Annotated in this window: 21 protein-coding genes and 5 pseudogenes; 22 read left to right on the forward strand and 4 right to left on the reverse strand. The window is 43.9% G+C overall.

Annotation, left to right across the window (positions count from 1 at the left end; genetic code table 11):
* Window positions 1–54: 54 nt before the first annotated feature.
* From yqfD to JCM19037_RS11275, 21 genes and pseudogenes are all read left to right on the forward strand, one after another.
* Window positions 55–1,173 (forward strand): sporulation protein YqfD, encoded by a 1,119-nt coding sequence (gene yqfD / locus JCM19037_RS11195; protein ID WP_255357901.1) that lies wholly within the window; start codon window positions 55–57, stop codon window positions 1,171–1,173.
* A pseudogene (locus JCM19037_RS11200) lies at window positions 1,170–2,139 on the forward strand (PhoH family protein). Before yqfD ends, JCM19037_RS11200 begins: the two are co-directional and overlap by 4 nt.
* A 36-nt stretch (window positions 2,140–2,175) precedes the next feature.
* A complete protein-coding gene (locus JCM19037_RS25100) occupies window positions 2,176–2,439 on the forward strand; it encodes a hypothetical protein (RefSeq protein WP_052363809.1) in 264 nt (87 codons plus the stop codon).
* Entirely contained in the window at window positions 2,384–3,463 is a 1,080-nt protein-coding gene (locus JCM19037_RS22775) for a hypothetical protein (RefSeq protein WP_193744746.1), read from the forward strand. Before JCM19037_RS25100 ends, JCM19037_RS22775 begins: the two co-directional genes overlap by 56 nt.
* Window positions 3,430–4,158, forward strand: a complete 729-nt coding sequence (locus tag JCM19037_RS28500; RefSeq protein WP_255357896.1) for an HDIG domain-containing metalloprotein — start codon at window positions 3,430–3,432, stop codon at window positions 4,156–4,158. Before JCM19037_RS22775 ends, JCM19037_RS28500 begins: the two co-directional genes overlap by 34 nt.
* 258 nt (window positions 4,159–4,416) lie before the next feature.
* Window positions 4,417–4,785, forward strand: coding sequence for an rRNA maturation RNase YbeY (ybeY, locus tag JCM19037_RS11210; RefSeq protein ID WP_152549039.1), 369 nt, complete (start codon window positions 4,417–4,419; stop codon window positions 4,783–4,785).
* A gap of 105 nt (window positions 4,786–4,890) precedes the next feature.
* The gene (locus tag JCM19037_RS11215; protein ID WP_238544674.1) at window positions 4,891–5,154 is read left to right on the forward strand and encodes a diacylglycerol kinase family protein; all 264 of its coding nucleotides are present in this window, start codon (window positions 4,891–4,893) and stop codon (window positions 5,152–5,154) included.
* A 15-nt stretch (window positions 5,155–5,169) separates the two neighbouring features.
* On the forward strand, window positions 5,170–5,568 hold the full coding sequence (locus JCM19037_RS11220; protein WP_042401090.1) for a cytidine deaminase: 399 nt from the start codon (window positions 5,170–5,172) through the stop codon (window positions 5,566–5,568).
* On the forward strand, window positions 5,555–6,466 hold the full coding sequence (gene era, locus JCM19037_RS11225; RefSeq protein WP_042401093.1) for a GTPase Era: 912 nt from the start codon (window positions 5,555–5,557) through the stop codon (window positions 6,464–6,466). The genes JCM19037_RS11220 and era overlap by 14 nt, the downstream gene beginning before the upstream one ends.
* Before the next feature lie 198 nt (window positions 6,467–6,664).
* Window positions 6,665–6,793: a YqzL family protein gene (locus JCM19037_RS24350; RefSeq protein ID WP_152549040.1), complete on the forward strand. Its 129-nt coding sequence runs from the start codon at window positions 6,665–6,667 to the stop codon at window positions 6,791–6,793.
* Between the two features lie 35 nt (window positions 6,794–6,828).
* Window positions 6,829–7,554 (forward strand): DNA repair protein RecO, encoded by a 726-nt coding sequence (gene recO / locus JCM19037_RS11230; RefSeq protein ID WP_042401096.1) that lies wholly within the window; start codon window positions 6,829–6,831, stop codon window positions 7,552–7,554.
* Window positions 7,555–7,860: 306 nt separating this feature from the next.
* Window positions 7,861–8,747: pseudogene (gene glyQ, locus JCM19037_RS11235) on the forward strand (glycine--tRNA ligase subunit alpha).
* A 1-nt stretch (window position 8,748) separates the two neighbouring features.
* On the forward strand, window positions 8,749–10,830 hold the full coding sequence (glyS, locus tag JCM19037_RS11240) for a glycine--tRNA ligase subunit beta (RefSeq protein WP_042401099.1): 2,082 nt from the start codon (window positions 8,749–8,751) through the stop codon (window positions 10,828–10,830).
* Window positions 10,831–10,877: 47 nt separating this feature from the next.
* Window positions 10,878–11,529: pseudogene (locus JCM19037_RS11245) on the forward strand (helix-turn-helix transcriptional regulator).
* Window positions 11,522–12,332, forward strand: a pseudogene (locus tag JCM19037_RS11250) (pyruvate, water dikinase regulatory protein). The pseudogenes JCM19037_RS11245 and JCM19037_RS11250 overlap by 8 nt, the downstream one beginning before the upstream one ends.
* A gap of 336 nt (window positions 12,333–12,668) precedes the next feature.
* Window positions 12,669–13,433: a DNA primase gene (locus tag JCM19037_RS22785; RefSeq protein ID WP_052363813.1), complete on the forward strand. Its 765-nt coding sequence runs from the start codon at window positions 12,669–12,671 to the stop codon at window positions 13,431–13,433.
* Window positions 13,400–14,512: a toprim domain-containing protein gene (locus JCM19037_RS22790; RefSeq protein ID WP_052363814.1), complete on the forward strand. Its 1,113-nt coding sequence runs from the start codon at window positions 13,400–13,402 to the stop codon at window positions 14,510–14,512. The genes JCM19037_RS22785 and JCM19037_RS22790 overlap by 34 nt, the downstream gene beginning before the upstream one ends.
* Window positions 14,513–14,559: 47 nt before the next feature.
* Window positions 14,560–15,672 carry an RNA polymerase sigma factor RpoD gene (rpoD, locus tag JCM19037_RS11260; protein WP_042401104.1) on the forward strand — a complete coding sequence of 371 codons (1,113 nt, stop codon included), beginning with the start codon at window positions 14,560–14,562 and terminating at the stop codon, window positions 15,670–15,672.
* A 194-nt stretch (window positions 15,673–15,866) separates the two neighbouring features.
* On the forward strand, window positions 15,867–16,226 hold the full coding sequence (locus JCM19037_RS11265) for a cytochrome c (RefSeq protein WP_042401107.1): 360 nt from the start codon (window positions 15,867–15,869) through the stop codon (window positions 16,224–16,226).
* 63 nt (window positions 16,227–16,289) lie between these two features.
* A complete protein-coding gene (locus JCM19037_RS11270) occupies window positions 16,290–17,030 on the forward strand; it encodes a class I SAM-dependent methyltransferase (RefSeq protein WP_052363815.1) in 741 nt (246 codons plus the stop codon).
* Window positions 17,014–18,135 carry a Nif3-like dinuclear metal center hexameric protein gene (locus JCM19037_RS11275; RefSeq protein WP_042401110.1) on the forward strand — a complete coding sequence of 374 codons (1,122 nt, stop codon included), beginning with the start codon at window positions 17,014–17,016 and terminating at the stop codon, window positions 18,133–18,135. The genes JCM19037_RS11270 and JCM19037_RS11275 overlap by 17 nt, the downstream gene beginning before the upstream one ends.
* A gap of 140 nt (window positions 18,136–18,275) precedes the next feature.
* Here JCM19037_RS11275 and JCM19037_RS11280 read toward each other — a convergent pair whose 3' ends face one another.
* The 4 genes and pseudogenes from JCM19037_RS11280 to JCM19037_RS25105 form a co-directional block, all read right to left on the reverse strand.
* Complete coding sequence (locus tag JCM19037_RS11280) at window positions 18,276–19,253, reverse strand: ring-cleaving dioxygenase (RefSeq protein WP_042401112.1); 978 nt, start codon at window positions 19,251–19,253, stop codon at window positions 18,276–18,278.
* A gap of 90 nt (window positions 19,254–19,343) precedes the next feature.
* Window positions 19,344–20,301: pseudogene (locus JCM19037_RS11285) on the reverse strand (4-hydroxy-3-methylbut-2-enyl diphosphate reductase).
* Between the two features lie 78 nt (window positions 20,302–20,379).
* Window positions 20,380–20,685, reverse strand: coding sequence for a hypothetical protein (locus JCM19037_RS11290; protein WP_042401116.1), 306 nt, complete (start codon window positions 20,683–20,685; stop codon window positions 20,380–20,382).
* Complete coding sequence (locus JCM19037_RS25105) at window positions 20,652–20,864, reverse strand: hypothetical protein (RefSeq protein ID WP_152549042.1); 213 nt, start codon at window positions 20,862–20,864, stop codon at window positions 20,652–20,654. The genes JCM19037_RS11290 and JCM19037_RS25105 overlap by 34 nt, the downstream gene beginning before the upstream one ends.
* A 142-nt stretch (window positions 20,865–21,006) precedes the next feature.
* Here JCM19037_RS25105 and JCM19037_RS11295 point away from each other — a divergent pair, with 142 nt between their 5' ends.
* Entirely contained in the window at window positions 21,007–22,296 is a 1,290-nt protein-coding gene (locus JCM19037_RS11295; protein WP_042401119.1) for a DEAD/DEAH box helicase, read from the forward strand.
* The last annotated feature ends 1 nt before the right edge of the window (window position 22,297 follow it).

The following is a 22,297-nucleotide window of genomic DNA, read 5'->3' on the forward strand; positions in this document are numbered from 1 at the left end:
GCGAAATTGGAAAGGGCAAGTTGAGCTTTTCCTCGTGGGAGAACAAATTGAATCATTCTTAATGAATGTATTCAACACGACATTTCTTTCGTGAATGTTGAAAGAAAGAATGTGAGTCACGTGCAGGCGATCATGAATATCCCTGATGTGAAGAAGCTTCGAAAAATCGCAAGAAATTACCCAATTAAAGTGTCGTTTGGTGAGCGAAAGGGCATGTATTTATATAAACAAAAGGGCTTTAGACGTTTTGGATTTGTTGCAGGCATTCTCGTGTTTTTCCTCGTTGTTGGATTGTTGTCACAAATGGTTTGGAGGGTCGATGTTGAAGGAGCTTCGCCACAAATCGAACATGAAATACGTGTATGGGCCCAAGATCAAGGTTTAGCACCAGGTAGTCCTCAATGGAGGATCCCTGCAGAATCGGAACTTCAGCAACGAGTTTCCGAAGAAGTCCCAGGTGCAACGTGGATTGGTGTAGAGAAAAGGGGTACGAGCTACCAGTTTCAAGTCGTAGAGCAGCAATTGGCTGAGGAGAGAGAAGCATTATCTCCAAGAAATTTAGTCGCAATGAAGAACGGTGTCATTCATGAACTTTACGTTGAAAATGGACGAGCAGCTGTCGAATTAAATGACGTCGTCCAAGTTGGCGACCTACTCATCTCAGGACTGATTGGACGTGAAGGGGAAGAGTCTGCGATTGCTGCTGAAGGAACCATTCGAGCAGAAACGTGGTACCAAGGGCAGGTTCAAGTGCCGATGACACTAAGAGGAGAAACGTACACGGGGGAACGGGCGAGTCAGTATGAGCTTCGACTTGGGGATTTTGCTTGGCAGTTTTGGGGACGAGGAGTTGAGGAAGATTTCGACAACTTCCATGAGCAAACGGAGTCGATAAAGCTTCCACTCGTTTTTACGACAATTGAATTACCGATTGAAAGAACGACTTATTCAGAACGTGGTCAAAGGGAAATTTCTTATTCCGTAGATGAAGCTAGTGAGCGTGCAAAGCAAGTGGCTGACAGGGAATTAAGAAGACAATTAGGGCCAGACGCTGAAGTGATTTCTGAAAATATTTTACAGACACGAACCGACAATGGTAAAGTTACAGTATCCATCCATTATGAAGTGATCGAAAACATTGCTGAAGAAGCACCGATATCACAAGGAGAATGAGAATTTTGACAGAGAGAAAAGTCATCGATTTACATGTGCAAGACTCACTCGAGTTGCAATCCCTTTTTGGTCCGAATGATGTACATCTAAAACGAATGGAAGAAATTCTTGATGTGTCCATTGTGACAAGAGGTGAAGCGCTCGTCGTTTCGGGAACTGAAGAGCATATTGACCGCGTGGAACGAGTGCTAATTAAATTGTTGCAGTTACTTCGTCAAGGAACAGATATTAGTGAACGTGACGTCATTTATGCTGTGCAGTTGGACGAAGAAGGCAAGCTTGATAAACTAAATCACATTTATCAAGAGACCATTGCAATTAATGCGAAAGGGAAACCTATTGTCGTTAAGACGCTAGGACAACAAACGTACGTATCAGCGATCCGCAATCATGATATGGTTTTTGGTATTGGTCCTGCTGGGACAGGTAAAACATACTTGGCTGTTGTTATGGCGGTGAGCGCGTTAAAAGCAGGCGCTGTCCAACGAATTGTGTTGACACGTCAGCTGTTGAAGCTGGCGAGAACCTGGCTTTTTGCCAGGAGATCTTAAAGAGAAGGTCGACCCGTATTTACGCCCTCTTTATGATGCACTACACGACATTTTTGGCACGGAGCATACGGCGAGACTAATGGAGCGTGGAACCATTGAAGTGGCCCCGCTTGCTTATATGAGAGGACGCACACTGGATGATGCGTTTGTCATACTAGATGAGGCGCAGAACACGACGCCTGAACAAATAAAAATGTTTCTTACCCGCCTTGGCTTTGGCTCGAAAATGATTGTCAACGGCGACCTTACGCAAGTTGATTTACCGAAAGGCAAAAAATCAGGATTGCAAGTGGCGACAGATATATTAAAGCCTGTGCGTGACATTGGTTTTGTTTACTTACAAGGAGCCGATGTTGTGCGCCACACGCTCGTAAAGCGTGTGTTGGAAGCGTATGACCAAGAAGGCAATGAATAATCGTCCATTGAATTTGCAAGCGTAGGAGTGCTGAACGTGAAAAACAAAACAAGAAATATGAGCCGACCTTTGCTTCGTTTAAGTTCCCGAACCATAAGGGTCGGCTTATTTCTCTTGCTTGCAATATTATTATTTGGATCGATGGTGTCAAATGTTGTTCCTGATCGCCTAGATATTTCACTATCAGAACCGGCTCCTGCAGATATACGAGCACCCATTACAGTAGAGCATGAGGAGCAGACGATTGAGCGGCGCCAAGAGGCTGTTGCGACGATCGACTGTATACGTGCTCCGAAGTGACTATGCTCAGTCACAAACGGAAAAGGTGAACGCGATCTTTGGACTTGCGATCCAGTTGTCTTCAGACATGGAACGTGATGAAGATGAGCTCACAGAAGGAGATTCACCACCTGAATTAGAAGAACAAATGGAGTATATGCAAGAAGCAGTCAATCAAGACGTTGACCGTGATTTGACGATGTCTACGATCGAGACGTTGTTAACCTCAAGCTCTGAACAACTGCGTGTCGCTAGAGATATCGTTAGGAATTCGGTTTTTGAGGTGATGAATGAAGGGATTTCAGTTGATGAAGTGCCAGAGGCTCGCGATGAAGCTGAAGAACGTGTGTTGCACTCACTAAACAGTTCACGTCTACATGATGCAGTGACTGAGATTACGCGTTCACTCGTTATCGCCAATTATATTTATGACGATGAAGCGACGAGTGAGCAAGTTCAGCTTCTGCTCAGTGAAGTTGATCCTGTACTCATTAGAGAAGGGCAACTGTTGGCACAAGAAGGAGAGATTATTGGGCCTGCTGCTTATGAACAAATGCGATTGGTCGGTCTCTTAGATGAAACCATCACCCCGTACCCATACATAGGATTGCTCATTTTTACCATGGTGTTGCTTTTAATGTTTCGATTCTATACAGTGCAAACAAGTAGCCCAATTAAACATAGCAATCGTCATCTACTGCTGTATGTGATCGTGTTTTTCATTATGCTCGCATTGATGACTTTAATAAGTATTTTGTCGGTATTAGACGTCCACGGGGTCATCTGGATCACACCGATCGCTTTAGGCGCGATGTTGCTTGCCCAACTGCTTAACTATCGGATTGCCCTGTTTTCAGTCGTATTATTGTCATTGTGCGCAAGTGTGATCTATAATGGGTCAGCGGCAGGTGCCTTTCACTCGTCGTTTCTTGTGTACGCAATTTTAAGTGGGTTTTCAGGTGTGTTCTTTATCGGAAAGAACCCTAGACTGGTAAAATTTTGCAAGCGGGTGTGTACATCGCGCTTGTTAACGCCGCGATTGTGACCGTTCTACATGTGTTTAACAATCAACAGCTTGTACTCTCTACATTCGGCTTTGAAATTACTTTTGCAATTTTATCTGGGTTTTTATCGGCAGTGCTCACCTTAGGTTTGTTGCCGTTTTTCGAGACCGGATTTAATATATTGTCACAAACGAAACTCATTGAGCTCACGAATGCTAACCATCCATTGTTGCGTAAGATTTTGTTAGAAGCTCCAGGCACCTATCATCATAGTGTGATGGTGGCAAATCTCGCAGAAGCGGCTTGTGAGGCAATCGGGGCAAATGGATTGCTTGCTCGTGTTGGGGCATATTATCATGACGTCGGGAAAACAAAAAAGCCAGTCTATTTCATCGAGAATCAACTGCAGATGGATAACCCGCATGATCGCTTACCGCCTAAGAAAAGTGCAGCATTAATCATTGCCCATCCGTATGATGGTGCAAAGATGTTAGAAGCGCACCAGATGCCTAAAGAAATCGTTGATATTGCCAAACAGCACCACGGAACAACGATGTTAAAGTTTTTCTATTATAAAGCGAAAGAAATGGATGAAGATCCTAAGGAAGAAGCGTACCGGTACCCAGGACCGAAAGCGCAATTTAAGGAATCAGCGGTCATTGGTATTGCCGACAGTGTGGAAGCCGCGGTCCGTTCGATGTCTGAACCGAGTGATGCTAAAATAAAAGCACTCTAGATGCGATTATTCAAGATCGACTCGTGGACCAGCAATTAGACGAATGTGATATTACCGTTCGTGAGCTAGCAATCGTCGCATCTTCAATGTGTGAAACGTTACATGGAACATTTCACTCTCGAATTGAGTACCCAGATGAAGAAAAGGAGTCGAAATCAGCCCAATGAATTACCCGATCGACGTGATTGATGAAACCGAAGAACTCACCGCTGAACAACTAGAACTTGTAACTCAAATTCTAGCAGTAGCTGCCAACGATTGCAACTTCCAGTGGAAACGGAAAGCTCCGTACTTTTCGTTTCAAAAACAAAAATTCAAGCGTTAAATCATGAATATCGAAACAAAAATGAAGTGACAGATGTACTTAGTTTTGCTCTAAATGATGATGAAGAGGACGATGGTTTCCAAGATGAACATCTGCTTGGGGACATTGTCATCTGTGTGGAGCGGATGAAAGAGCAAGCGAAGGAGTACAATCATTCAATCGAACGCGAACTCGGATTTCTAGCCATCCACGGATTGCTACACCTCATCGGTTATGATCATCAATCAGAGGCCGACGAAAAAGAGATGTTCGCGTTGCAGGAGGAATTGTTAACTGCCTATGGATTGGAAAGAGAAACGTAAAAAAACTGGCATAAGACGTCTAGGTTTTTCTTTTGTTTACGCAGCGCGTGGATTGTATTACGTCTATAAGCACGAGCAAAACATGAAAATCCATGTTTTTTGACGTTGTTTATCGTATTGCTAGCGATCTCGCTAGATGTAGGCCTTTTGCAAATCGGTATGCTAGTCATTGTTATCGGCGGTGTGATCACACTTGAGATGGTCAACACGGCCATTGAGCGGGTGGTTGATCTCGTGTCTCCGACGTATCATCCCCTTGCAAAGACAGCAAAAGACGTAGCCGCCGCCGCAGTGCTCATCTATAGTATGATTGCTGTCATTGTTGGCATTATTGTGTTTTACGAACCGGTAATGAATTTATTTTTATAGAAAGGTGAATGATTCATGTCTGATTTACAAACACTTGCAGAAAAAGCAAGAAGCAACGCCTATGTACCTTATTCGAAGTTTCAAGTTGGAGCGAGTTTAGAAACTGAAGACGGGACAGTGTTTACAGGCGCAAATATAGAAAATGCATCGTATGGATTAACGAACTGTGCAGAACGAACGGCGATATTTAAGGCGATGTCTGAAGGCCATCGTAAAATAAAAAAGCTCTATGTAACCGCAGATACAGACGGCCCTATTTCACCGTGCGGCGCATGTCGACAAGTGATTGCGGAATTTATGGATTCCACAGGTGAAGTGATTTTGGGAAATTTAAAAGGAGAGACTCGGACAGTAACGATCGCTACATTATTGCCGGGTGCTTTTGAGGCAGGAGATATGAATGACAAGCAATAACCACTCATTCAAGTCAGGGTTTATTTCATTAATTGGGCGCCCGAATGCAGGGAAGTCAACTTTACTCAATCAAGTGATCGGTCAAAAGATCGCTATCATGAGTGATAAACCACAGACGACGAGAAATAAAATCCAAGCGGTGCATACTACAGCAGACGAACAGATGATTTTCTTGGACACACCGGGGATCCATAAACCGAAGCATCGACTTGGGGAATTTATGGTGAGTCAGGCGCTAGATACACTAAAAGAAGTCGACGTGGTTCTTTTCTTTATTGACGTGTCCGAGAAGTTTGGCGGTGGTGAGGCTTATATTCTTGAATCATTACAACGCGTGAACACGCCGGTATTTCTCGTGATGAATAAAATAGACAAAATCCACCCAGACCAGCTTTTGGAGAGAATTGATGAGTATCGCCATCATTACGATTTTAAAGAAGTCATTCCTATATCGGCGCTTTACAACCAAAATGTTGATGTGCTCACGAAAGAAATACGCAAATATCTTCCTGAAGGGCCTAAATATTACCCTGACGAGCAAATTACCGACCACCCCGAACGCTTCATCATTGCTGAATTGATTCGTGAGAAAGTGTTGGCTCATACGCGTGATGAAATTCCTCATTCCATTGCCGTTATCATTGACTCGGTAAAAGAAAGACCGAATCAAAAGACGTATGTGCAAGCGACGATTGTTGTCGAAAGACAGTCTCAAAAGGGGATTGTCATTGGAAAGCAAGGAGCAATGCTGAAAAAGGTCGGTCAAGAAGCAAGAAAAGACATTCGCGTGCTTTTAGGCTCAGATATATTCTTAGAATTATGGGTGAAAGTGCAAAAAGACTGGCGCAATAAAGCAAGATTCCTGAATGAACAAGGATATAGCGACCGCGAAATGTAGATTTGACTCACATTTCCGCAGATGAGAGCGAAACAATGGTGTTTACATCGAACCCATTGTTTTTTTTATGGATGCTAACTATAATTATAAGACAATTCAATCATTGGCGTTTTATTTAATACGGTAACTATTACTACTCATGATTTCTTTTGTATATGTAAATTCTAATCATACGTTATAATGAAGGGGTGGAGATGGATGTTAAGTTATTGGAAGTTATTTTCCTTAACCGGTGATTTGGATACGTACCTTTTACACAAAGAGAATGAGCGATATAGTGAGGATGAGTTTACAGAGGACGAGAGGTTGCAAAACGAAGGGGATTGATTGTAACTCATGCTAGAGAAAGCTGAAGGGTCGTCATACGCACGTTGCCGTATGGCGAGTCCCATCTGATTGTGAAAGTATTTACGAAGGAAAAAGGGAAACTGGCACTCATGGCCAAAGGTGCAAAAAAACCAAAAAGTCAATACGCAGCAATTTGTCAACCATATGCACACACGCTCCTCACGTTTTATATGGGCAAAAGTATGGGAACGTTATCTCAAGGAGAAATGTTGCACACATTCCGATCATTACGTGAAGATCTTGATATGTCGGCTTATGCAGCATACATTTTAGAGCTTTTGGACAGTAGTGTGGAGGAAAAGCAGGCGAGCCCGAATTTATTTGCACTCGTGCTTCGCTTGTTAGAGCGGTTGGAAGCGGGGGACGACCCTGTCTTATTGCGTCGGGTGTTTGAATGGAAGGTGACCCACCTTCTTGGTATACGACCCCAATTAAAGGCTTGTGCTAATTGTGGAGAAACAAATGGAATTTTCTCTTTTTCGATTAAAGAAGCGGGCTTCTTGTGTGATCGTTGCAAACACACAGACCAGTACCGACTCGCATTAACGGATGAAGAGGTTCGTATGCTGCGCGAATGGTTTTATGTTCGAACACCTAACATTGAGAACATCGAAGTAAGCCTAGCCATGAGGGATAAACTAGCATCGGTCATTGATACGTATTATGATCAATATAGCGGTCTTCGTTTGAAGTCAAAACGTTTTCTTGACCAGTGGGAGAATTGGAAGCCAAAAGATTGACTGTGAGTTGACAGCAGATTCGTTTTTATGTATGATTTCTCTACAGTTATTTACATACGAACATTACGTAGATGAAGAAGAGTACAAAGGGAAATGCATTTCATAGCGAATGCGGAATAGTGTAAGCCGCATAAATGTATCCTTTGGAAGGCGCTTTTGAGTAATGCATTGAACGAAGTGGTGCATGTTGCACAACTAGGGTGGAACCGCGGGCAAATCCCGTCCCTAGCTCATTAATTGGATTAATGGGCTAGGGACGGGATTTTTCGTGTGACGAACCTTTGAAAAATGAAAGGAGAACGAAAGATGAATGTACAACAAGTGATTTTAAAGTTGCAATCATTTTGGGCTGAGCAAAATTGCTTTATTATGCAACCGTATGATGTTGAAAAAGGTGCAGGAACGATGAATCCAATGACGTTTCTTAGAAGTATCGGCCAGAGCCATGGAACGCCGCTTACGTGGAGCCTTCACGCCGACCATCTGATGGACGATACGGAGATAACCCAAACCGCTTGTACCAGCACCATCAATTTCAAGTCATTATGAAGCCTTCTCCACCGAATATTCAAGAGCTGTATCTTGAAAGCTTAAAAGCTCTAGGGATCGACCCTTTAAAGCATGACATTCGTTTTGTTGAAGACAATTGGGAAGATGCAACATTAAATGCGTGGGGTCTAGGCTGGGAAGTGTGGCTTGACGGGATGGAAATTACGCAGTTTACGTATTTCCAACAAGTTGGAGGATTGGATGCTGACCCGGTTGCTGTTGAGCTCACATATGGCCTTGAGAGGCTATGCTCGTATATTCAAGACAAGGAGAATGTGTTTGATCTTGAATGGGAAGCAGGTTACACGTATCGAGATATTTTTTACCAACCGGAATTTGAGCACTCCACATACACATTTGAAGTAGCAGACCATGACATGCTCCAAAAACTGTTCGTCACTTACGAGCAAGAAGCAGCTGCTGCCCTAGCTAAGAATCTCGTCTTCCCTGCGTATGATTACATTTTAAAATGTTCCCATACGTTCAACCTTTTAGATGCAGGTGGAGCGATTTCTGTTACAGAGCGAACCGGATATATTCGGCGCGTTCGTAACTTAGCAAGAAAATGTGCCTCTATTCATTACCAAGAGCGAGAGCGATTAGGCTTCCCGTTGTTAAAGGAAAAAGCAAAGGAGGAAGCATAATATGGCAAAGACATTGTTACTAGAATTAGGTCTTGAAGAAATCCCTGCGCAGTTTGTTGACATCGGGCGTGACAGTTTTGAGCAAAAGGTAACCCAATGGTTTAAGGATAAGCGTGTGAACTATTCGAGCATCAAAGCGTTTTCGACACCACGCCGATTTGGTGTGCTTGTTTTTGACGTAGATGAAGTGCAGCCAGATACCGTTGAAGAATCAAGGGGACCTTCTGCAGCCATTGCAAAAAATGAGGATGGAAGCTGGTCAAAAGCAGCGATTGGTTTTGCTAAGGGCAAAGGGTTAGATGCGGACCAACTTGAAACGAGAGATACGGAACAAGGATCTTACGTGTATGCTGTCAAAAAAGTAACAGGTCAAAAAACGATTCACCTGCTACCAGAAGTTGTGCAGTTATACTTAGACGTATCTTTTCCAAAAAGCATGCGTTGGGGACATAGCAAAACACGATATGTTCGCCCGATTCATTGGGTGTGTGCACTATTCGGTGATGAAGTGATACCCGCAACTGTTACGAATATCCCGACAGGAAGAAACACGTATGGTCATCGCTTCTTAGGAACCGAAGTAGAGCTCCAACAAGCAGATGATTATGAAGAGACGCTTCTTCGTGAGTTTGTGCTTGTTATGCCTGAGAAGCGGCAGGCAGCTATCAAGCAACAAATTGCTCTCCTAGAAGAAGAGCATGGCTGGACAATTGACCAACCAGCAGAACTTCTCCAAGAGGTAACAAACCTTGTCGAGTACCCTACGGCATTACACGGGGATTTCGATGAGAACTTCCTTCAGCTTCCTGATCCTGTCTTAATTACCTCAATGAGGGAGCATCAACGGTATTTTGCCGTTCATTCAGAAACGGGTGAGCTTCTCCCTCATTTTGTGACGGTGCGAAATGGCGATCACTTGCATCTAGACAATATTAAGCGTGGAAATGAAAAAGTGCTTCGCGCAAGATTGAGTGATGCGGTTTTCTTCTATAATGAAGATCAGAAACTGTCTGTTGATGAACTCGTGAAGCGGCTCGAAAGCATCGTTGAACAAGAAAAGGTCGGAACGTTAAAAGACAAGAGTGTAAGAACTGCCGCACTAGCGCTTTTACTTGCAGAAACACTCGGCGTGAGCGATCAAGACCGGGCTTTATTAGAACGAGCCACAGAGCTTCTTAAAGTAGACCAGTCGACACTCATGGTAGATGAATTTCCAGAACTCGAAGGATTAATTGGAAGTGATTATTTAGCGAGACGAGGAGAACATGAAACGGTTGTTTCAGCTGTGAGAGATCATTATTCTCCTCGATTTAATGGTGATCGGCTACCAGAATCTAAAATCGGAGCATTAGCGAGTATTGCTGACAAGCTTGATACGATTACGAGTGCTATCGCAATCGGTCAAAAGCCTTCGGGTTCGCAAGACCCTTACGGTCTCAGAAGACAGGCAGCGGCGGTTGTGACGTTGGCCAATCATTTTGCTCTCAATATAACATTTGAACAAATGGTTGAGCTTGCTGTAGGTGTGGCTGAAAAAGCACCATACACGATTGAGAACTCGCATCTCCAAAAAGATATCGAAGAGTTTTTCTTATTGCGGATGAAAGCAGCATTAGAAGAAGCTGACGTACGTTATGACATTGTTGAGTCGCTTCTCGTATTGCCGCTAGGAAGAGTGGACACCGTATTTCAAAAAGCTTTCTTTTTGCAATCAATTCACGGAACAGAGGAACTAAAACAAGCAGCCGAAGCACTTGGACGTGTGAACAATATTGCTAAGCAAGATGAACAGTTATTACTTGACGTGAGCCCATCGCTTTTCGTAAAAGCTGAAGAACAAGACTTATATAAAGCGTACGAAGCTTTGCGAGAAAATATGGGATCCATGCTCGATCATAACGATGTGGATGGAGCGTGGCAGCAACTCGTGCAGCTTTCGCCGGTCATTCATCGCTACTTCGATGAAATTATGGTTATGAGTAAAGAAGAACATGAAAAGAACAATCGGTTAGCCCAGATGCGCTTGTTATCTGTTGAAATCAATCGTTTTGCGAAATTCCAATCTCTCGTGCTTCCTTCTTAAGCTTATAAAAAGAGAGGTGCATCTTTGTACAAAGGCGGTGATGCGTTATCGAATTGACGAATCGGCAAGAGCGGATCTTAGAAATCGTAAAGGGTGAAGGGCCGATTACTGGGGAGAAAATCGCAGACAACTTTCTCTCACACGAGCGACGTTACGCCCGGACTTGCTATTCTCACAATGGTCGGGTTTCTCGGAGCAAGGCCAAGAGTCGGGTATTACTACACAGGTAAAACAGGTGCAGAAATACCAATTGAACAGTTAAAAACATTAAAAGTAAAAGAATATCAATCCATCCCTGTCGTTGTGAATGAGTCAGATTCTGTATATGACGCGATTAGCGCAATGTTTCTTGAAGATGTAGGCACGCTGTTTGTCGTGAATGCCGATGCAAAGCTTGCTGGTGTATTGTCTCGTAAGGATTTGTTGCGTGCGAGTCTAGGCAATCAAGAGCTTGAATCCATGCCCGTGAGTATTATTATGACGAGAATGCCGAACATCACGGTTTGTTACAAAGAAGACATGCTCATAGAGGTATGCAAGCGATTGATTGAAAAACAAATTGATGCTGTTCCAGTCGTGAATCGAGGACCCGATGGGGGCTATGAAGTCGTGGGCAGGATTACGAAAACAACAATGACAAAATTGCTTGTGGATGTAATGAATCGTGATCTGCCAATGAAGGAGGAAACCCATGAATAAGTTTCAACTACACCCGATTGTTTACGTAGTATCGGATTCTGTTGGAGAAACGGCAGAACTTGTCATCCGTGCGGCTTCAAGCCAGTTTGGAAATACAACAATTGAAGTAAGAAGAATCCCTTACGTTGAAGATGAAGCGACAATAAATGAAGTATTGCAATTGGCAAAGGACGTAGGTGCCATGATTGCGTATACGCTCGTCGTGCCAGAGATTAAAGCGTACATGCAAATGGCGGCAGAGCGTGAAAAGGTTGAAGCAGTCGACCTGTTAGGACCGATTCTTGATAAACTAACGACACTTTTGCAGTTGCAGCCAAAATACGAACCAGGACTTGTATACCGCTTAGATGAGGATTATTTTCAGAAGGTCGATGCGATTGAGTTTGCGGTGAAGTATGATGATGGACGGGACCACGTGGGTGTTGCATGCAGATGTGGTGCTTATTGGCGTGTCAAGAACATCAAAAACACCACTTTCGCAATACTTGGCGCACAAAAGGTTAAAGGTTGCAAATGTGCCAATAGTGCCAGAGCTGGACCCGCCTGAGGAACTGTTCAAGATCTCTCCAGAGAAATGCATCGGTTTAAAGATTTCGCCTGAGAAGTTGATAGAGATTCGTTCAGAACGGTTAAAATCACTCGGCTTAAAAGCTGAGGCGAACTATGCTAGCCTCGCTCGCATTGAAAATGAATTGGCTTACTCCGAGAGAATTATGGAGAAGATCGGCTGCCGGGTTATCGATGTATCAAATAAAGCGGTTGAAGAAACGGCAAATATCATTTCCAGTTATTTCAAGAAGTGATCATTTCTAAAGGCGAGAAAGGTCTGACTCGATCTCTCTCGCCTTCATTCGTGGGTTTTCGACGATATTCGTGTTTTTTTCGTGACGGGTGTAGTCAACGGTGGAAATATGAATTATAATAGGTAAATGTGTTGTTTAAGTTCGCAAAAGTTATAAATAAAAACCAAAGAAAAAAGGTTTTTCTAGTTTTATGTAGAAATGGTTTGCCATACGTCAGCGAGTGGTAAAGAATACGACACGACCGTCATGGAATGTGTCGGATTCTTTTTTTCACACGCTGGTCATTTTTTGTAAACCAAAACAATAAAATCGAACGATGCGGTGGTGATTGTACGATTGTCTAAAACTATTCCTGAGCCTCTAATTCGGGAAGTTCGTGAACGGACAGATATAGTGGACGTCATCGGAGAAGTCGTAGAGCTAAAGAAACAAGGGCAAGACCGTTATGTAGGGTTATGTCCTTTTCACGGAGAGAACACGCCGTCTTTCTCTGTTTCCAAAGATCGGCAGTTATATCATTGTTTTGGTTGTAAGGCATCAGGAAATGTGGTTTCATTTCTCATCGACCACGGGAAGTTATCGTTCCAAGAAGCAATCATGAAACTCGCGGATAATTTAAATATTGATACGCAGCACGTAGAACTTTCCCCCGAGCCAACATCCGAAGGGGAGAAGATGAGAGAGGGGCATTCATTGGCGGCTCGCTTTTATCATCACTTGCTTATGAACACAGAGCAAGGCAGAGCGGCCTATCAGTATTTTAAGGAGCGAGGCGTAAATGAAGAGGCGATGCTTCACTTTCGGTTAGGTTATGCACCTAGAGAGCGCTCATCGTTAAAAACATTGCTCGATAAGCGGGAGTTTGATCTCAAGTTGATGGCAAACGCCGGTTTATTGCAGGTGCCTGAAGATGGGAGAAGCTCTTATGATCGCTTTTCTGATCGGGTCATGTTTCCGTTGCATGATATTGGTGGAAAGCATGTTGGTTTTAATGCACGAGCACTCGTCAAAGACAACCATCCGAAGTATCTGAACAGCCAGAGAGTGCATTGTTTAAAAAGAGCAACATGCTTTACGCATATCACCTCGCCAAGCCAGTAGCGAGAAAGAAAGATCAAGTCGTACTGTTTGAAGGCTGTATGGATGTCGTCTCCGCTTGGATTCATGGTATAGATAATGGGATTGCTACACTTGGGACTGCTATGAATCAAAGCCAAGCAAAGCGGATCCGAAATCTGACAGAAAATGTAATCCTTTGTTATGATGGAGATCAAGCAGGTGAGGAAGCGGCCATTAAAAATGCGGAGACACTGCAAGGGGTAGGTTGCGATGTGCGAGTTGTTCCTATGCCAGAGGGCAAAGATCCCGATGAATTTCTGACGGAGTACGGAAGCAAAGCATTTGTCCATCTCATTGAAAATGAAGCTACTGCAGTCTCTTCCTTTAAGATTGCTCGGTTAAGGCGAGAGAAAAACTTACAACGAGAAGGAGATCGACGCGAATATATCGAAAGAGTATTAGAGATTGTTCTTGGTGTTGAAAGTGCTATTGAACGAGAGTACTTTATGAAAGACCTTTCTCAAGAATTTGATATATCGTTAGATGCATTGCATCAAGAGTTAACGTCGATCGAACAACGAAGAAATCACACAGATTCTGTCCAGTCTCGCTCTTTTAAGCCGCGAGCCCAATCAGCCCCCCAAAAAGCTCAAGTGAAGCGTGAGTTATTGCCCGCGTTTCATCGAGCCGAGCGCATGTTAATTCGGTCGATGATTGATGACGAACAGTGGGCGGATGAAGTAAAGGACCACATTGGTGGAGAGTTTAATGTGGATCAGTATGCAGCGATCGCTGCGTACTTGTACGCCTTCTATGCTGACGGACACGAGGCGAGTAGTCATTCGTTTATCATGCATATGGATGACAGGGAACTTCAGCAGATTGCGACAGAAATTATGATGGAATCAGGCATGGAGATGACGAAAGAAGCGTTTACCGATTATATTGAGTTGGTTAAGAACTATCCAACTTGGGTAGAAATAGAAGGTAAAGAACATGAGCTTAAGGACGCTGAACGAAGAAAAGATATCGAGGCAGCCTTAAAAATAGGAAATGAAATCATCGCGCTTAAAAAGAGAATTGGCGGTAAGTTTCCGAAGAAGCGCACGAATGTGCGTTAAATACACGCAGTGCAACATGTTTTTGGAATTGGAAGGAGGGAGATCGAATGGCAGAGAAACCACCTCGCATCGCAGAAGGTGAAATGTCGATCGATCAAGTCAAAGAGCAACTCGTAGAAGTAGGTAAGAAACGCGGTGTGCTATCTTACGCCGAAATTACAGAAAAGCTAGCCCCATATGATCAAGATTCAGACCAGATGGATGAATTCTTTGAGTACTTGGGTGAGCAAGGTGTGGATCTTCTTAATGAAGGTGAAGAAGTGCCGAGTATGGACCAAGTTGAAAAAGAAACAGACCTTGACCTGAATGATCTGAGTGTTCCTCCGGGTATTAAGATTAACGATCCCGTGCGTATGTACTTGAAAGAAATTGGTCGTGTACCTCTTTTATCAGCGGAAGAGGAAATTGATCTAGCAAAACGCATCGAAGAAGACGATGAAGAAGCGAAACGCCGATTGGCTGAAGCGAACCTCCGTCTCGTTGTGTCCATTGCCAAGCGTTATGTAGGCCGTGGCATGTTGTTCCTTGACTTAATTCAAGAAGGCAACATGGGTCTCATTAAAGCCGTAGAGAAATTCGATTACAACAAAGGGTTCAAATTCAGTACGTATGCTACGTGGTGGATTCGTCAGGCGATTACGCGAGCAATCGCAGACCAAGCACGAACCATTCGAATTCCAGTGCATATGGTGGAAACGATTAATAAACTCATCCGTGTTCAACGACAACTTCTTCAAGATCTTGGCCGTGAGCCGACGCCAGAAGAAGTATCGGAAGAGATGGATTTAACGCCAGAGAAAGTTCGAGAGATCTTAAAGATTGCTCAAGAACCTGTATCGCTTGAAACACCAATTGGTGAAGAAGATGATTCACACCTCGGTGATTTCATTGAGGACCAAGAAGCATTGGCACCATCAGATGCTGCTGCGTACGAGTTGCTGAAAGAACAACTCGAAGATGTTCTTGATACGTTAACCGATCGTGAAGAGAACGTTCTTCGTCTTAGATTCGGTCTTGATGATGGGCGTACACGTACACTCGAGGAAGTCGGTAAAGTGTTTGGTGTTACGCGTGAACGAATTCGTCAAATTGAAGCCAAAGCACTTCGAAAGCTCCGTCATCCAAGCAGAAGCAAACGATTGAAAGATTTCATGGAGTAAGGGAAGCGGGTTGCGTTCCAACCCGTTTTTCTTTATCTTACTCACCTACAAGGTGAAATGCAAATTGATAGTCATTAGAAAATGACAATTTGCGAAAAGTCGGTCGTGTATGCTTTTCTTTTTTTCGCTTTTCGTATAAAATATAGAGCGAATCTATTACTATTTACATATCGTTACGATTAGGAGGAAACTTCATGAAAGGACAACCATTAATTCCACTCGCACTTATTGCAGGGGTTGGTATTTGCTTAATGCTCGTCTTTTCTTTTATCGGTTTAGGAGCTGGTGGAGAAGAGGGCGAAGAAGGCAATGGAAACGGTGAAGAAGTAGATACAGATGATCCGATTGCGCTAGGCGAGCAGTTATTTGAAGATAGCTGTTTGAGCTGTCACGGTGATGCTGGTGCAGGCGGAACAGCTGGACCACCGGTAGCTGGTTTGGATATGGATGTAGTTATCCAAGCGATCGAAGAAGGTCCTGGAGCAATGCCAGATGGGCTCGTTAGTGGTGAAGAGGCTGAAGCTGTTGCAGAATACGTATCAAGCTTAGAATAATCATTAAAGGAGCCACGAGGCTCCTTTTTCGTTTTTATTGATAATGAGAAAAGAGGGTCTTCTTTGGAATCGATTGAACGATTGTCTGAACGTCTGAGAGTTATCGCCCTGGAAGTGGAAGTGGGGGCAGTACTCGCCGATATTGGCACCGATCATGCGCAGTTACCTGAGGCGCTTGTCCAAGCTGGAATCATTCAATCAGCGGTTGCAAGCGATGTGAATGCCGGTCCGTTTCAAACCGCGCTTAGAAATATCGAAAGTGCGGGTCTCTCAAGGCAAATATCTGTGCGCCACGGCAGTGGATTAGAGCCGCTGAGGCAAGATGATCACATATCAACCGTCACAATTGCGGGTATGGGCGGTAGCTTAATCAAAAGTATTCTTGATGAAGGTAGTAACAAGCTCGATGCAGTGGATACACTTATCCTGCAAGCGAATGTTGCTGCAGATCTATTAAGACAGTGGTTGTACGTACAAGGCTGGCAAATCGTAAAGGAAAAGCTTGTACGAGATGCTGACCATTTTTATGAGGTGATTGTCGCAAAACGGGGAGATAAGGAAGCACCTTTTTACCACACAGGCCTTGGATTTGAGGAAGAGATGATGTTTGGTCCGCTGCTTCTTCATCAAGGTGGGGAGGCATTCATCGCAAAGTGGGAAGGGGAATACGAGCACCTTAAACGGGTCAAAGGTCAGATCGCGATCGCCAATCATCAAGATCAGCAGGCAGATTCTGCGTATGGACGTATCGATCAGCAGTTAAAACGAATAAAGGAGGCACTCGCCTATGTCAAAAGCCGCTAAAGTAAAAGATGTAATCCAGTTAATGGATGAGTTTGCACCCAAATCATTAGCATTTGATAAAGACCCAATCGGTCTCATGATTGGCGATATAGAACAGCCTGTAGAGACGGTTTTAACGACTCTAGACGTTACTGAAGACGTCGTTGATGAAGCGGTCAATTTCGGAGCGACGCTTATTATTGCGCATCATCCTTTGTTATTTATGCCACTTTCAAACATTGATTTGAGCAGTCCAAAAGGCAGAGTCATTCAAAAATGTTTAAAGCATGACATTAGCGTCTATGCTTCCCACACAAATCTCGATATTACCGACGGCGGCGTGAACGATATGCTTGCTGAAAAGATTGGGCTAACCGATGTAAACGTACTCGTACAAACTGACCAAGAGCGTCTGTATAAACTCGTGGCATTCGTACCTGTTGAAAATGCTGAGGAAGTGAGGCAATGCCTAGGTGATGCTGGGACAGGTCACATTGGAGACTATTCTCACTGCTCATTTTCTAGTTCTGGGACAGGTGCTTTTCTTCCTGGCAATAATACGAACCCGCATATTGGCGAAGTAGGGAAGCCTACAAAAGTCGAGGAAGTTCGGATTGAAACTATTGTCCCTGAAATGTTATTGAACAAGGCGATTTCAGCATTACATCAAGCGCATCCTTACGAAGAAGTAGCATATGATCTGTACCCGCTAAGGTTGGAAGGGGAAAAGAAAGGTTTAGGAAGAATAGGCGAGTTGGAACAAGAAACGACTCTTAAAGCGTTTGCCGAAACGCTGAAAACGTCATTTTCCGTTGATGGATTACGTTTTTCAGGAGATGAAAACAAGCGAGTAAAAAAGGTAGCAGTTCTAGGCGGTGACGGTAATAATTATTGGCAAGAGGCATTGCAACAAGGTGCAGATGTATTCGTCACAGGAGACTTGAAATTTCATACTGCACAAGATGCCTTGTTAGCTGGATTATCTCTCGTTGACCCTGGTCATCATATTGAAGAAATTATGAAAGCAGGCGTTGAGCGTAAACTAAGAGAGCAGACGAATGAAGCGGGCCTAAACGTGACATATCGTGCTTCGACTATTAATACCGACCCGTTTACGTTTATCTAAAACGTGAAACAGAAAAAACCTCTCCAAAATGTAGGCTGCGGAGAGGTTTTTGTTTGATTTAGACGTATTAGCGCTTGGCTCATAGGAGTTCGTATTATAAATTGTTTCACCCTACATTTAGATCCAGCAAACAGAGGGTATTACTCGTTAGTCAAGTCTTTCGTGCTTCGTGTCGTATCAATATGGCGAACGGCGGCTTCTATTTCCTCGCGTTTTTCTTCAAGGAAAGGTGGCAATGATAGTTTCTCGCCTAACGTTTCATATGGCTCATCTCCCATGAATCCAGGGCCATCGGTCGCAAATTCAAATAAGATACGGGATGTCGCCCGAGCATATAAAGATTCGAAGAAATGTCGGTCTACGTGGCCTGAGTTTGGAATTTGGAATTGGTTAAGGCGCTCAATCCAATGGTTCAGCGCATCGCGGTCGTGAACACGAAATGCTGCATGGTGAACGGTGCCGAACCCTTGCTGAGCAGGAGGCAGTACCGTATTGTGTTCGACGATGACGCTTGCCCCGTTACCGCCTTCTCCGACTTCAAACAATGTAAAAGAGCCTTCTTTTCCTTGCTGCTCGAAACCAAGAACTTTTTGCATGTACAAAGAGAACGCTTCGATGTTGGCAACGCGTACAAAGATGGGGCCAAGCCCAGTAATTGCATATTCAACAGGGACGGGACCGTTTTGCCAAGCAGTTCCAGAAGCGACACCACTGTTATGCTCATCGGAAATGAGTTGGTATTGTTGGTCATCAAAGTCAACGAAAGACAGTGTCTTTATTCCCCATTGTTCTTTAATGCCGGTGTGAGAAACTTGGCGTTCGTTAAATCGTTTTTCCCAGTAAGCGAGAGCATCATCACTAGGTACTCTAAAGGACGTTTTGTAGATTTCATCATTTCCGTGTCTGCCTTTAGGGATGCCAGGGAAATCAAAAAAGGTCATGTCTGTTCCGGGACTGCCTGTATCGTCAGCAAAAAAGAGGTGATACGTTTGAATATCATCTTGGTTAACCGTCTTTTTCACGAGTCTCATTCCGAGTGTGTACGTAAAAAACTCGTAATTCTTTTCAGCGCTGCTCGTAATGGCGGTCACATGGTGCAAACCTTTGAGTGTATTCAAGTTTACTCATCCTTTCAATTTCGATGTTGTTATCAGTTTAATACTAAACTAAGAGATTGTCAAATAAAAAAAGCCTGATACCCAGGCTTTTTATCTTGCTCTTGATTTCATGTTCTTGCGAAGAGGGGGAAGGATTTTAGCCCCGTATATTTTGCGTTCACGCGTCCACGTATCTTCATCTTTCGGATCGTATTGGTCTAAGAACATAATGACCTCTTTTGCAATAGCAGTAGGTGTAGACGCTCCAGCTGTAACAGCAACTTTGTTGACACCTTCTAACCATTCAAGTTTAAGCTCACTTACATCAGCAATTCGATAAGCATTCGTAGACGCGATGTCTTTAGATACTTGTGCAAGTCGATTGGAGTTGTTGCTCATCGGATCTCCAACAACAATTAACAGATCGGCATCCTTCGCTTGATCGCCAACGGCTCTTGCCTCACTTGAGTCGCGTGGCAAATCTCATTGTGTACTTCGGCGTGAGGGTACCTTTCTAACGTACGATCCATAATGTTCTGTACGTCCCATTGGCTCATCGTCGTTTGATTCGTAATAATGATGTTGTCTCGTTTTAAATCTAAAGCTTCAACATCTTCCAGTGTTTCAATGAGGTGTACGTGCTCGGGAGCGACACCAATTGCACCTTCTGGTTCTGGATGCCCGCGTTTTCCGACATACACGATGTCATAGCCTTCACTCTTCTTATCAAGAATGAGGTCATGCGTAACCGTAACATCTGGCACGTCGCATCAATAGTCGTCAAGCCTTTCTCATCCGCAAGTCTGCGAACTTCTGGAGAGACACCATGTGCTGTGAAAATCACAGTTCCATTTTCTACGTTCTTAAGAATTTCTAAACGGTTTGGACCATCTAAAGAGATAATGCCTTCTTCTTCAAATGCATCGGTCACATGTTTATTGTGAACAATCATACCAAGAATATAAATCGGTCTTGGTAAACTGTCATCATTTGCTGCTTGGCGGGCGATGACCATAGCGTCAACAACACCGTAACAGTAACCTCGAGGGGTAATTTTTACAACTTCCATCGCCAAGTCCTCCAATATTATAGGCTACTTTGTATTATACAGGTAGACTGTAGGATTGAAAAGCAAAGCGAGGCAAAACTAGACGTATAGTTTTGGTGGAGGCTCGTTTCCTGTATATGAAGAAGGTGGCACGGGCGTCGTTACTTGTGTCGTTTCCACGGGTGTAGGAGCGGTTTCCACTACGGGTTCCTCTACAGCAACCGTTTGCGGGGCGGGGAGTTCGCCCTGTGTGTCTTCATTTTGCCCAGAACCTCGACGCATCTGATTCACTTGCCGAACAACACCAGGAATTTGGCGCACCATCGGACCGTATTTCCGAATAACAGGAATCCATTTTGCTCCGGTTTGAATCATCGGCATAAATCTTCCAATTGAACCGAGCATCCCTGAGCACCAGATAGTGCGGCAGCACTTCCAATTCCAGGAGCAAGTCCGCCAGATAATGCAGCTCCTGGAGCTGCCATTGCCGAGCTTAACGGAAGTCCAGCTCCAATGGGTAAGGCACGCGAAAAAGAAGCAGCAGGCGGTCCCATCGGTAAGGGCATAGGAGGATAGCCATACATATGAACACATCCTTTCAATGAAATAAAGGGAATATAATTAAAGTATGCAGCTAGGCTCTTCAATGGGATGTATTCTTTTCAATGTTTGTTTATGGTAAAATTAAAGAATGTGTCTACCAAGGAAAAACTTGAGGTGATTTAAATGTCTGGTTTTCAAAAGCTCAACATTGAGCCTTCATTAATACAAGCTTTAGAAGAACAAAGAATTACACGACCAACAGAGATTCAAGAACGGCTAATTCCAGCGATCTTAAACAAAAATGATGTGATCGGACAATCACAAACCGGTACTGGAAAGACGTTAGCATTTGCGTTACCTGTACTTTCCAATATTGAAGTGAACAAAAATGAACTGCAAGCGGTTGTCGTTGCACCGACGCGGGAACTTGCAGAGCAGATTTATCGGGTGATGCGGACGTTGGCAGAGCGAGTAGGTGAAATTCGTGTGCAACGAGCGATCGGAGGAACTGATAAAGACCGGGCAATTGAACGATTGAAACGAGTGCCACACATCCTTATTTCTACGCCAGGCAGGCTCCATGATCTCGTAAGGCAGGAGCATGCAGTGTCCGTCCACCACGTAAGCACACTGATTATTGATGAAGCCGATCAGATGTTAGATATGGGATTTATTAATGAGATTGACCAAGTGGCTGGGCAAATGCCAGATGACTTACAAATGCTCGTTTTTTCAGCAACGATTCCTGAACAGTTGCGACCTTTCTTAAAGAAATATATGCAAGCCCCTAAGCATGTGCACGTCAAACCGGATACGCCGTCTCCGAAAGGGTTGACCCACTATTTGATCCCACTAAAAAGCCGGAGCCGGGAAATGCTTACGATTGAAATGGCACAAGCCCTTAACCCGTATTTGTGTCTAGTGTTTGTAAATACAAAAAAAGAAGCAGATTCGCTCACTCGTTTGTTCATTGAACATGGAATAGATACAGAGACGCTCCACGGTGATTTAAGCCCAAGAGAGCGTAAGCAAGCGATGAAAAAAATCAACCGTGCAGATGTACCGTTCGTCGTTTGTACTGACCTTGCCGCTCGTGGTATGGATATCGAAGGCGTATCACACGTCGTGAATGTATCAATCCCTCGTGAGCTTGAGTACTTTCAACACCGGGCCGGAAGAACCGCTAGAGCCGACTTGAGTGGAGAAGTGTATACGATTGTAGATAAGGAAGACTATCCGGCTCTTCATAAACTTCAACAACAGCGTTTCTTTTTCCATTACGTTGATCTTAAACACGGGGAATGGAAGGAAATTGAACAACTAGGTAGTGGTTATGCACCGGGTAAAGTGCGAACGAAATCTACATCAAGTAAAAGTAGTTCACCGACACGTACGCCAAACAAGAAACAAAAAAACATTAAGCCAGGCTATAAGAAAAAGATGAAAGAAGAAGCGAGAAGAAGGAGAGGCTAAC

The sequence above is a fragment of the Geomicrobium sp. JCM 19037 genome (genome assembly GCF_000698105.1).
GTDB lineage: Bacteria > Bacillota > Bacilli > Bacillales > Marinococcaceae > Geomicrobium_A.

Excerpts from the sequence above, each read along its gene's own strand:
- JCM19037_RS22790 (WP_052363814.1), top strand. The coding sequence starts at position 13,400 with ATGCTTTACGCATATCACCTCGCCAAGCCAGTAGCGAGAAAGAAAGAT.
- rpoD (WP_042401104.1), top strand. The coding sequence starts at position 14,560 with ATGGCAGAGAAACCACCTCGCATCGCAGAAGGTGAAATGTCGATCGAT.
- JCM19037_RS25105 (WP_152549042.1), bottom strand. The coding sequence starts at position 20,864 with ATGTATGGCTATCCTCCTATGCCCTTACCGATGGGACCGCCTGCTGCT.
- JCM19037_RS11295 (WP_042401119.1), top strand. The coding sequence starts at position 21,007 with ATGTCTGGTTTTCAAAAGCTCAACATTGAGCCTTCATTAATACAAGCT.
- JCM19037_RS11265 (WP_042401107.1), top strand. The coding sequence starts at position 15,867 with ATGAAAGGACAACCATTAATTCCACTCGCACTTATTGCAGGGGTTGGT.
- JCM19037_RS24350 (WP_152549040.1), top strand. The coding sequence starts at position 6,665 with ATGTTAAGTTATTGGAAGTTATTTTCCTTAACCGGTGATTTGGATACG.
- JCM19037_RS11290 (WP_042401116.1), bottom strand. The coding sequence starts at position 20,685 with ATGCTCGGTTCAATTGGAAGATTTATGCCGATGATTCAAACCGGAGCA.
- era (WP_042401093.1), top strand. The coding sequence starts at position 5,555 with ATGACAAGCAATAACCACTCATTCAAGTCAGGGTTTATTTCATTAATT.
- JCM19037_RS11275 (WP_042401110.1), top strand. The coding sequence starts at position 17,014 with ATGTCAAAAGCCGCTAAAGTAAAAGATGTAATCCAGTTAATGGATGAG.
- glyS (WP_042401099.1), top strand. The coding sequence starts at position 8,749 with ATGGCAAAGACATTGTTACTAGAATTAGGTCTTGAAGAAATCCCTGCG.
- JCM19037_RS11220 (WP_042401090.1), top strand. The coding sequence starts at position 5,170 with ATGTCTGATTTACAAACACTTGCAGAAAAAGCAAGAAGCAACGCCTAT.